The organism is Coxiella endosymbiont of Ornithodoros maritimus (assembly GCF_907164965.1).
GTDB lineage: Bacteria > Pseudomonadota > Gammaproteobacteria > Coxiellales > Coxiellaceae > Coxiella.
Window position 1 is genome coordinate 1 of the sequence record NZ_CAJRAM010000089.1, and the last position, 10440, is coordinate 10440.

Below are 10440 nucleotides of genomic sequence, written 5' to 3' on the forward strand. Positions count from 1 at the left end.
GCTTTTGACTAAACAATCGCGTATCTTCAACAGCGCTTGAACGTCTTGTTGTTCCACCGTCTTACCCCGCACAAACCGTATCGGGGCCCGGGAAGCCGCTTCAGCTATCGCCTGCGCATCGTTACCATCATTCTTGTTACTTTTGACATACGGTTTGACCTGCGGCGGACCGATCAACTGTGTTGGGATGCCCAACCCCATGAACCCGATACCAATGGTTCGCGCCTCCACACGCTTCTATCAACCACACAAGCCACCTTAAGGCCTTGCCACAGTGGACACATATTGAGCGCCTAACCCCTCTCGTGTGGATCACCTTACCCCACTCATCAATCCCACACAGTTGAAAAACCCCTTTTGCAATAAATACCAACACCAAGTATTTTAATATCTTTCATGGCCCTGCTCCTTTTTTTAAAAATAGAAACTCTATGTTGGCGCATTATAACGCCCTCTTTAAGGAGGGGCTTAGCTGTATCGCTGTGAATAAGGTATGTAAAATGGATATTTATTATCCAGTTTTTCTACTTATCACAGCGATTCAAACATAGTTGATCCAGGCTAATGATGAGGAAAGGAGCATCAGTGTTTTCTTAGTCCTTCACATGGCCCGACTTGGCTGCAAGCGTTTTTGTATTCTTCAATAATACAACAGAAAGCCTCGCGGGAGGGTGACAGCGTGGATGAGTTTGTGGTTAAAATTTTGCAGTAACTTTTATCCAAAATAATTTTCCTTTTTTTTAAAATTCTCCTTGTCAAGAAAATTAAGGCTAATTGGAAGTGCCTGCACGGGGATTGATAGTAAGTAATGATCGGCTGAGCTACTCCACCCACCGATAAACTTCCACAAACTGCGGTTGGCAGCGTTGGCATTTTGTGCAGCAGTCGGCGGGTTTTTCTTGGCATCGGATTTTTCCTTTGCGTATCCAGTGGGCTAGTAAGCATCGCATAACTTCAGGTTGCTTGCAAAAATGAAGGGATAATTCTTGTAAATTGGCGGATTGACGTTCTTTTAAGAATGCTTTTATTGATAATAACATTAAGCCTCACCATCGCGTTTTTTTAAAAATCTCGGCCGCAAGCGCCAGAGATTTCTTTCTTTAAATACCCTCCCAGCAGTGACGCCGCCATCTTTTTCGGCTAGCGGGCGAGTGGAGGTCTTTTTATCGCGGCTCGCGTATTGTCGAAGACTTACAATTGCTGTGATTAAGGCCGTTACTAATACGGCGCTCCAAATTAAGGTCAGTGCAGGATGCGCAACAACCGTGAGCCATTGATAACACATGACAGCCAGTGCGTAGGCCAACCCAGTACTCCATAATACCGAAAATAAGGCCCATCGTTTTCCTACTTCCCGACACATCACCGCCATCGTTGAAACACAAGGGAAATACAATAAAATAAATAAAAGATAGGCAAAAGCGGCTTTCTTTCCGCCGAATTGTTTATACATAATGCCGTAAGCGGTTTTACCCATGTCATACGGGCCCTCGCTGGCTGCCACAGGATTTTTAAAGGCATCGCCTAATTGACTTAAATTTTCTGGGACCGATTCGAGCGCTTCTCGCAATCCACCCCAAAAATTAAACTGCGATGCGGACTGTTGGGTAAGGTTGCCTTGTTCGCTATAAAGCGTGTTTAAAGTTCCCACCACCACTTCTTTTGCTAAAATACCTGTCGTTAATCCAACCGTTGCCGGCCAATTATCTTTTTTCACGCCAAGCGGCGAAAATAGCGGTGTTACTAGCCGACCGACGGCTGACACCAAAGAATGCTGCCTTGCATCTCCCACCAGTTTTCCGGTGACAGTCATTGAATTTAACACACCAATAAGAACACAGATTGGAATAATGTAACGTCCTGCACGGAACAAAAAGTTTTTTAACCGCTGCCACATGTGTCGCCACAAAGAACTAAAATGTGGTATGTGATACGGCGGTAACTCCATCACGAGTGGCGCGGGCTTTCCTAGCAGAACCGTTCTTCGTAATACTAAGCCCGAAAGAACGGCAACTGAAATACCAGCTAAATAAAGCAAGAAAATAATGGTAGCACTTCCTTGAGGAAAAAAAGCGCTTGCAAATAAGGCAAAAATAGCTAATCGAGCGCCGCACGACATAAAGGGCATCATCATCACAGTTAACACACGATCCCGTCGGTTTTCCAACGTACGTGCGCCCATGACGGCCGGCACGTTACAACCAAAACCCACAATCATCGGCACAAAGGATTTGCCTGGCAATCCCAATGTTTGCATAAAACGATCCATCACAAACGCTGCGCGGGCCATGTAACCGGAATCTTCCAAAAAAGCGAGAAATAAAAACATTCCGCCAATAACAGGCGCAAAGGTAATAGTTGTGTTAATTCCTTTCCCGATGCCGCTCGCCAAAATAGCAGTCAACCAAACTGGGAAATGCCAATTCGTTAATAAATGCGCAAGCCCATCTACAAAAATAGTGGTACTGCTGATATCAAAAAATCCCTGAAAAGCGCCACTGATATTAATAGCAAATAAAAACATAAAATACATAATAGCGAAAAAAATCGGAATACCTAAGAAACGGTTTAATGCAATCCGATCAATCCACTGCGTTAATGACTGTCGCGGCGTTTTAACCAGTTGGGTAACAGTGCGGACGAGTTGATTAACAAATACGTATCGCGCGTCCGCAATTAAAATATCAGGCTCTTCACCTAATTTCGATTCGATAGCAAGAATTTCACGTTCCGCTAATTTTAAAACCGATTGATCAACGAGCGTTTTGGCAAAATGGTCGCCTTCTAATAAACGCAGCGCCAACCATTTCGCGTGACAGGCATCGTCGATTGTCATTACTTGTGTTAAAAGATACACTGCCTGATCAATTTCCGCAGACAACGGTAAAATAAATCGTCCTCCGTCATTCCCACGAAGGCGGGAATCCAAGCGCGCTTCGCGCGCTGAAGTACGCGGTGTATTCTGGGCACTACGGTCCGTTTTCTCTTTTATTTTTAAAATACCGTCCTTCAGCGCCTCAATTCCCATATTTTGCCGCGCCACTAAACCAACCACAGAGCACCCTAATCGTTTACTCAATTGTTTCAAATCCAGCACCAACTCCTGTTGTTTAACGATATCCATCATGTTGACAGCAAGGATGATGGGAATATTCATTTCTAATAATTGGAGTGTGAGGTAAAGGTTCCGCTCGAGGTTACTTCCGTCGATCACATTAACGATTATGTCGGCTTCGTCCGAGAGTAAATAACCGCACGCAATTTTTTCATCGATGCCTCCTGCGTCCGATGTCACGCTGGTCGAATACGTACCGGGTAAATCCACCACCTTAATCTTGTAGCACTGGTGCTGAAAATAGCCATACTTTTTATTCACTGTCACCCCAGGCCAATTACCCACCCGTTGGCGGCTGCCGGTGAGCGCATTAAAAACAACGGTTTTTCCGCAATTGGGATTCCCGGCTAAAGCGATAATAAAATCGTTATCCATTTATTCCTTGCCTCGCTCAATTTTTAACAGCGCAAACTCTTTCTCCCGTAAACTCAAATAAAAATCACGCACACGAATTTGCACAGGATCACCAAGCGGCGCACGGCGGATGACTTCAAAGTGGGTATTCGGCGTCAACCCCATCGCCAGCAACTTTCGCCGATAAGCCTTGTCGCCCGGATGAAAACCACAAATGATCCCGACTTCACCGGGTTTAAGATCAGACAGTGTCAGCACCGTCAGCGGCTCCTTAATGAGAATGAGATGCAATTACTACGTCAACCATTATCAATCGGCGCCCAAGCGGCGTCAAGTTAATTGAGAATGATTCTTATTTATGAATGTTTGTGAATGAACTGACAGTTTCCGGCCGCCTGGTTACAAACATAACCAGGGAATACCCGTGTCCACTCTTTCCCTAGATCATTACGATAATTTATACATATGCCATCTCTTATCTGATTATTATTTTATCACAATAAAGGTATTTAAGGGAGCTTTAGGCTCTATGCTAAATTTCGGACCAATAATTCCCTTAATTCAATCAAACACCCATGAAAAAAATGGCTTGCGCCGGACATAACTACAAACTCTACCGGAGAGGAAATTTGGTTAACAAATGCTTTTAGCTGCTCAAATGGCACTACTTCATCCTGGTCACCTTGAATAATCAGCCACGGAGCAGTCATTTGAGTTAATGAATCAAAGCCCTCATAAAAGACAGGAGGGGCAATGCCAATCAATCGCGCGATCTTTTGACTGTTTGCTACTTTAGCCGCAATATAAGCCCCAAAAGAAAAACCGGCTAACCAGATGTCATCCTGAGGCCAACTGTGCTTCACCCATCGAAGAACCGATTTTAAATCTTCAGCCTCGCCAACCCCGTTATCGTACTCCCCTTGACTCTTACCCACGCCACGAAAATTAAAACACACGGTTTTCAATCCCAATTTGTCCAAGGCCTTAGCTAAGGTGGTTACCACCTTGTTATTGATCGTCCCGCCACGCAAGGGGTGCGGATGACAAATAATCCCCGTCATCGACTTTTCAATTCCTTTGGGACGAGTAATCGTTACTTCTAACTGCCCAACCGGGCCTTGGATTAAAAAATTTTCATTCGTCATTTTTTTAAACTCAGCTTTTTTTCAATAGAGTCTGTATAGCCCAGCCCATATGCAGCGAAGCGGAATACGGCCTACAGGCTGTTATTTTGATGAACTAGTAAATTGTATATTCTTAGATTCAGTTTCTAAATCATCGATAAACCGTTGTATTCCCGTTTTTTCATTTCCGTTTTCGATGGAGAATATATTATTGTGTTTAGCTAGTATGTCCTCATTGACATATTCCACAACTTCCTGTTTAGCAGTTACTACTCCTAACCAAATTTTATAGGCAGTATCAAAATCATTTGCTTTATTTAATTCAGTAACAAACTGTCGTAGTTGGTGCGCCCATAACTCGCGATTTATTAAGAATGGATTCTTACTGCGTTCATACGTTTTGGCTTTAGCCTAGATTTTATCAATTATCGTTTTTTTTATCGATAACTTTTTCCAAAGTGTTTGTTGTTTCAGGACATTGTTCCTCAGATGTGGAAGAACAATTTTCTTGTGTTATAACTGAAAAACCATCTTCTCCTAATGCAACAATTCAGTTTAATTCATCCAATATTTCATGAGATTCAATTGTTTCACAGGAATTTTTATAATTGGTTTCCATCTCTTTTATGATTGAGTCAATGTCAGGTTTTAGAACTTTCTCACCCACTATCAAACGTTTTGCTACCGCGTAAGTATAATAACCACAGGCCCATGAATTTGTTTGACAGTCTTAATACTTACTTTGTCTTTTGGTATTTCCAATATATCGGTGATGCTATCTAGAGAATACTTACCGCCAATTCTGAATCTTTCGTAGGTTGAAGCTTCGATTTGCCATGATCCATTTTCACGCCAAACAGCAATAAAATGTTCGCGGCCATTTGATTCAACGATGGGATAGAAGTACAGCTTGGAAACATCATCAACAAAAATGCTGTTTTCAACTTTAGACTTAATTTCTCTTAATCTAGGGGGGCTTTGAATTTCCGACGATGGTCTGTCATTATCTCTCTCAGGATAATGAACGATTATACCTTTCTCTGTTACCGTATCATAATAAATACGACCGTATTTTGAAATGTAACCATTGCCTTCAATTGTTTGTTTTCGTTCAAATCGTTTTTCATTTTCCCCATTGAAGGTATTTTCGAACAAAGCAATAATGGAAAAATACACTTCCTTGGGGTTTAAACGCTGGTTTTTCTCAAACATCGCTGATACCTCTGCCTAATTCTGATAATGTATTAATCATTATACTATAGAGAGTGGGAGTGTTCCCGTATTCCGCTTCGCTGCATACGGGCTACGGATTTTCTAGGCTTAACATTCCTGAATTGTAATCGTAAGCGAAAATTTCCGCGTAACGGCCCCAATCGATGACAGTGGTTAATACTTCGTCGGCGGCTTGTTCGCTTAAATAATTTTCAAGGTTCGTTAGGAAGTGTTCTTCGGAAATTTCATGATTAGGATGTTCATCTAATTCTTGGCGAATTTGACGAGCCAGCGGAACATATTCAATTAAATGCTGAGCAAAGATATTTTTACGCTCTAAAATATCCGCCTCCACCAATTGACGTCCCGCGGGCGTTAATACAATGTCGCCCCCGGATACATGAGCAAAATGCAATATTTCGAGCGCTTCGGTAATGGGAAACAATTCATCGATTTCAAAATGCAGTTCTTCAGCCAGCTCGGGTAAATCCACTTTTTTTTGCTCATGCGACGCCACTGTTTCCAAAAAACCCATCATTTCAGAAATGGGAACTTGCGGCAGACGATACCCAACATCGATCGTTTTAAATTTAATGGCGTCAGGAACAGCTTCAACAGCCGGCCTTGTCATGAGTCCATAAATATCATCCACTAAACGGCGGAATTCAGGGTCTTGATCATTACGCGGATGTGGCAGTTCAACCTTTACTTCTGAGCGAATGGTTCCTGGATCGCTTGAAAAAACTAAAATACGATCTGCTAAAAACGTAGCTTCTTCAATGTTATGTGTTACAAGGATAACGCTTTTGATATTAGTTTTACCCGAATGCCATATATTAATTAAATCACCCCGCAGGTTTTCAGCCGTTAATACATCCAGTGCGGAAAATGGTTCATCCATCAACAATACTTCGGGATCCACCACCAGCGCTCGCGCTAATCCCACTCGCTGCGACATACCGCCGGACAATTCTTTGGGATAAGCAGATTCAAACCCATCCAGACCGACGATATCGATCGCTTCAATCGCACGCGCACGGCGTTCTTCGCGTACAATACCTCGCGCTTCTAATCCCAGTTCCACATTTTCTAACACCGTTAACCACGGCATCAATGCAAAATGTTGAAACACCATCGTTAATCCTGGCACAGGTGCATTAATCAGTTCACTATGATAAAGCACAACCCCCGAAGAAGGTTTAATTAAACCCGCAATAGTTCGTAATAACGTAGATTTTCCTGAACCGGACTTTCCTAGAATAGCGATAATTTTCCCTTCACCCACATTAAAGCTAATGCGATCAAGCACAAGTAAACTTTGTGCCCCATGTTTTTTGAATGATTTACTGATGTTTTTGACTTCTATAATGTAATTGGTGTTTTTTTTCATGACCATCATCCACACACAATTCTAAGTGTTAAAAAATAATTTGAACTGCGTTTATAAAAAATTTTAAAACCTCTCTCCCTAACCCCCTCTCCCAAAGAGATAGAGCAGGAATTAAAACCTCCAACTTATTTCACACGAAAACGCTCTTCGGGCAGTCGGTATAAAGGTCGCCACATGGTGTGGTTGAGAATGACTACATACAAAGACATCACCATGACTCCTAAGGCTAAGCGAGGAAAATCACCCTGTTGTGAAACTGCGGTGATATAAGCGCCCAAGCCGGTGGCATGCAAATGCGTATTCCCCCAACTTACCGCTTCAGCGATAATACTAATATTCCAAGCTCCACCGGCCGCGGTAATCGCCCCGGTGATGTAGTAAGGAAATATCCCCGGCAATATAAACCGCTTCCACCATAACCATCCTTTTACATTCAACGTTTCAACAGCGTGATGCAAATTTTTAGGTACAGCCATCGTTCCAGCGACAACGTTAAATAAAATGTACCATTGAGCTCCCAAAATCATTAATGGTGAGGTCCAAACATTCACATTCAAACCGTAGCGAATAATCACCATGACCACCAATGGAAATAATAAGTTTGCCGGAAACGCTGCAAAAAACTGTGCAATCGGTTGCACGATGCGAGAAACATTGGGTCGCAAACCTACCCAAACACCAACGGGTACCCAAATCAAAGAACTAACAATAATTAAAATGATGACTCGTAAGCCAGTCACGAGCCCTAAATAAAACACATGTAATACTTCATTCCACCGGACTTTCGCCAAAATAAATTTCGACAATAAAAAAAGGGCTGCGGCAACACCGAGGATTAAAAGAACATTCCAAGCAATAGTCAACAACCGTCGGAACTGATAGTTAGGGTCAATTAATTTTCTGGGTCGGCGATGTTGAAAGAGTCGCCAATTTACAATGGCGTTACCTGCCAACGAAAAATAATGCCCAATAAACCGTAAAAAACGCGTACGTTGAAAAAGATTTAAAACCCAAGATTGTGCTTCTGTTCCGGCAACGCTAACTTCAGCTTCGAACTTTTCCGTCCAAGCCACTAACGGCCGGAATAACAATTGATCATACAAAGCAATCACAATAAACATCGTGAGGATGACATAAATGATAGCCATTTTATTAGCGTGCTCGATAGCCAGGGCGGTATAAGAACCAATGCCTGGCAGCATAATATTGTGATTAGCGACACTAATCGCTTCTGACGCCGTTAAAAAAGTCCAACTCCCAGACATAGACATCATGATGTTCCACAATAAGCCTGGCATTGCAAAGGGGACTTCTACCCGCCAAAATCGCTGCCATGCGGACAATTGAAATACAGATGCTGTTTCTGAAAGGTCCGCTGGAACGGTACGAAGGCTTTGATAAAAGCTCAAAGTCATATTCCAAACTTGGGCCGTAAAAATGGCAAAGATAGCCGCACTTTCTGCCCCCAACATACTACCGTGAAAAAATGCGATAAAAGCCATTACAGTAATGGTTAAAAAACCAAGCACCGGCACCGATTGCAAAATATCAATAGCAGGAATAATAACCCGCTCGGCTTGACGGCTCTTGGTGGCCAAAGTCCCGAAAACAAACGTAAATAACAGTGAAAAAAACATGGCGATGCCCATCCGTAATATCGTGCGCAAGGCATAGTAAGGCAATACTCGCGGATCGAGAGAAATAGAAATTGATTCCCCAATATCAAATCTCCCCACCATAGTGTTGGCGCCATAACTCAATAACACAATGATCGCTAAAACGAAAATTGCAGCAATCAGATCCCAGTAATTTGGGATTGGCCAAGAAGTCATTTCATTCTTAGTATATGTTTTCTTTGAAGTTAAAAACATGTCCCCTCTCCATCGATTAATGGAGTAAGAATAACAGCATTATTTATTACAATAATGCCACGCCTAAAAGAATTAAGCTAAGAGACTACTGGGAGGTTTTAGATAGGTGTAATAAATCAAGGCAATGTGTCCTCCATTCGGAAGGGATTTCAATGGTGGGGCACTTTACCCCAGTTTTTTTGAAAAGGGAATATTTAACTATCACAAAATTATTCAAAAAAGTATAATGTTCTTTATGGCTCCGAACGGAACCATTGGCTTAAAACCGCTTTGACTTTGTTTAATCCAGTGCGATCATGAGAGGAAAATAATTGAAGCGTCAGCTTCTCTCCATAGGCGCTAATCGCTGTTTGTACTTCTCCTAACGTTTTTTTAGCGGCATTTTGGCTAAGTTTATCCGACTTGGTTAATAAAATATGAGTAGGAATATCATAGTTAACTGTCCACTCGATTACATCCTCATCCATTTCCTTTAAGGGATGACGGATATCCATCACGACAACCAAGCCTTTTAAGCAACGGCGTTTTTTTAAATAAGTGTCCACTAACTCTTCCCAACGCTTTTGTACCATTCGCGGGACTTTTGCATATCCATAGCCAGGTAAATCAACCAGACGTTCGTGCTCGTTTAACGCAAAAAAGTTAATCATCTGAGTACGCCCTGACGTTTTACTCGTGCGGGCAAGCCCTTTTATTCCGGTGATTATATTTAACGCGCTCGATTTGCCTGCATTTGAACGGCCAATGAAAGCAATCTCAGCCCCCTGGTCTGGAGGAAGCTGATCAAATTTAGCAGCGCTGGTAAGGTATTTCGCCTCTTGATAAATGGGGGCTGACTCAAATTCAGTCATAATTCCTGAACGTCTTTAATTTAGAGAAGGCGCAGTATAGCATCGTTTAACTTAAATGCCCAATAGCGCTCATTATCAAGGGTGCGATTAAAAGTATAGGTTTTCAACAAATAGCCTGTATGAAGCGCAGTGAAATACGGGGATGATAGACGAGATCATTATTTTCCCGTATTCTGCTTTGGTCTATACGTATATGGCCCCAGGGTTGTTGTCAACAATCAGTTTTGACGAAAAGAACGTATATGCGGCTTCACCGAGCCACCGCATGAATTAGCCTCATCAACCTCAGGTTTTACCTTAACGTCCTTAACATCACATTGCCGCGTTTACTAATCCGCGACAAGACCTCCTTATTCTCACTCGCGTGTTGTGGAGGAACTAACCCAATAAACACCAACAACTTGCCAGAAACAGATGAAATTGATGAATGTCCCTCCCCGTTCGCATAAACCGGCAGCGCCGTTAAATCCCCCCGGCTGCGCTGTACCCGTTGACAATCCTCATTGGTTTTTACCACGGCTTT

At 42.6% G+C, this 10440-nt stretch carries 9 protein-coding genes and 3 pseudogenes; all 12 read right to left on the minus strand.

The features are described from left to right. Positions 1–398: pseudogene (locus OWO34_RS07965) on the minus strand (IS110 family transposase); the annotation flags it as partial. A 184-nt stretch (positions 399–582) separates the two neighbouring features. Then, a complete protein-coding gene (locus tag OWO34_RS07970) occupies positions 583–906 on the minus strand; it encodes a hypothetical protein (RefSeq protein WP_267257149.1) in 324 nt (107 codons plus the stop codon). Continuing rightward, positions 822–1040, minus strand: a complete 219-nt coding sequence (locus tag OWO34_RS07975; RefSeq protein WP_267257141.1) for a FeoC-like transcriptional regulator — start codon at positions 1038–1040, stop codon at positions 822–824. The genes OWO34_RS07970 and OWO34_RS07975 overlap by 85 nt, the downstream gene beginning before the upstream one ends. Next, on the minus strand, positions 1040–3490 hold the full coding sequence (feoB, locus tag OWO34_RS07980; RefSeq protein WP_267257142.1) for a Fe(2+) transporter permease subunit FeoB: 2451 nt from the start codon (positions 3488–3490) through the stop codon (positions 1040–1042). Before feoB ends, OWO34_RS07975 begins: the two co-directional genes overlap by 1 nt. Further along, entirely contained in the window at positions 3491–3760 is a 270-nt protein-coding gene (locus tag OWO34_RS07985; RefSeq protein WP_267257143.1) for a FeoA family protein, read from the minus strand. A gap of 65 nt (positions 3761–3825) precedes the next feature. Continuing rightward, positions 3826–3930, minus strand: a pseudogene (locus OWO34_RS07990) (hypothetical protein); the annotation flags it as partial. Positions 3931–3996: 66 nt separating this feature from the next. Beyond that, entirely contained in the window at positions 3997–4614 is a 618-nt protein-coding gene (locus OWO34_RS07995) for an alpha/beta hydrolase (protein ID WP_267257144.1), read from the minus strand. A 660-nt stretch (positions 4615–5274) separates the two neighbouring features. Beyond that, positions 5275–5805 (minus strand): hypothetical protein, encoded by a 531-nt coding sequence (locus OWO34_RS08000; RefSeq protein ID WP_267257145.1) that lies wholly within the window; start codon positions 5803–5805, stop codon positions 5275–5277. A 91-nt stretch (positions 5806–5896) separates the two neighbouring features. Continuing rightward, positions 5897–7210, minus strand: a complete 1314-nt coding sequence (locus tag OWO34_RS08005; protein ID WP_267257146.1) for an ABC transporter ATP-binding protein — start codon at positions 7208–7210, stop codon at positions 5897–5899. A 110-nt stretch (positions 7211–7320) separates the two neighbouring features. Then, positions 7321–9066 (minus strand): ABC transporter permease, encoded by a 1746-nt coding sequence (locus tag OWO34_RS08010; RefSeq protein WP_267257147.1) that lies wholly within the window; start codon positions 9064–9066, stop codon positions 7321–7323. Positions 9067–9299: 233 nt separating this feature from the next. Continuing rightward, positions 9300–9917, minus strand: coding sequence for a ribosome biogenesis GTP-binding protein YihA/YsxC (gene yihA / locus OWO34_RS08015; RefSeq protein ID WP_267257148.1), 618 nt, complete (start codon positions 9915–9917; stop codon positions 9300–9302). A 298-nt stretch (positions 9918–10215) separates the two neighbouring features. Then, positions 10216–10440: pseudogene (locus OWO34_RS08020) on the minus strand (transposase); the annotation flags it as partial.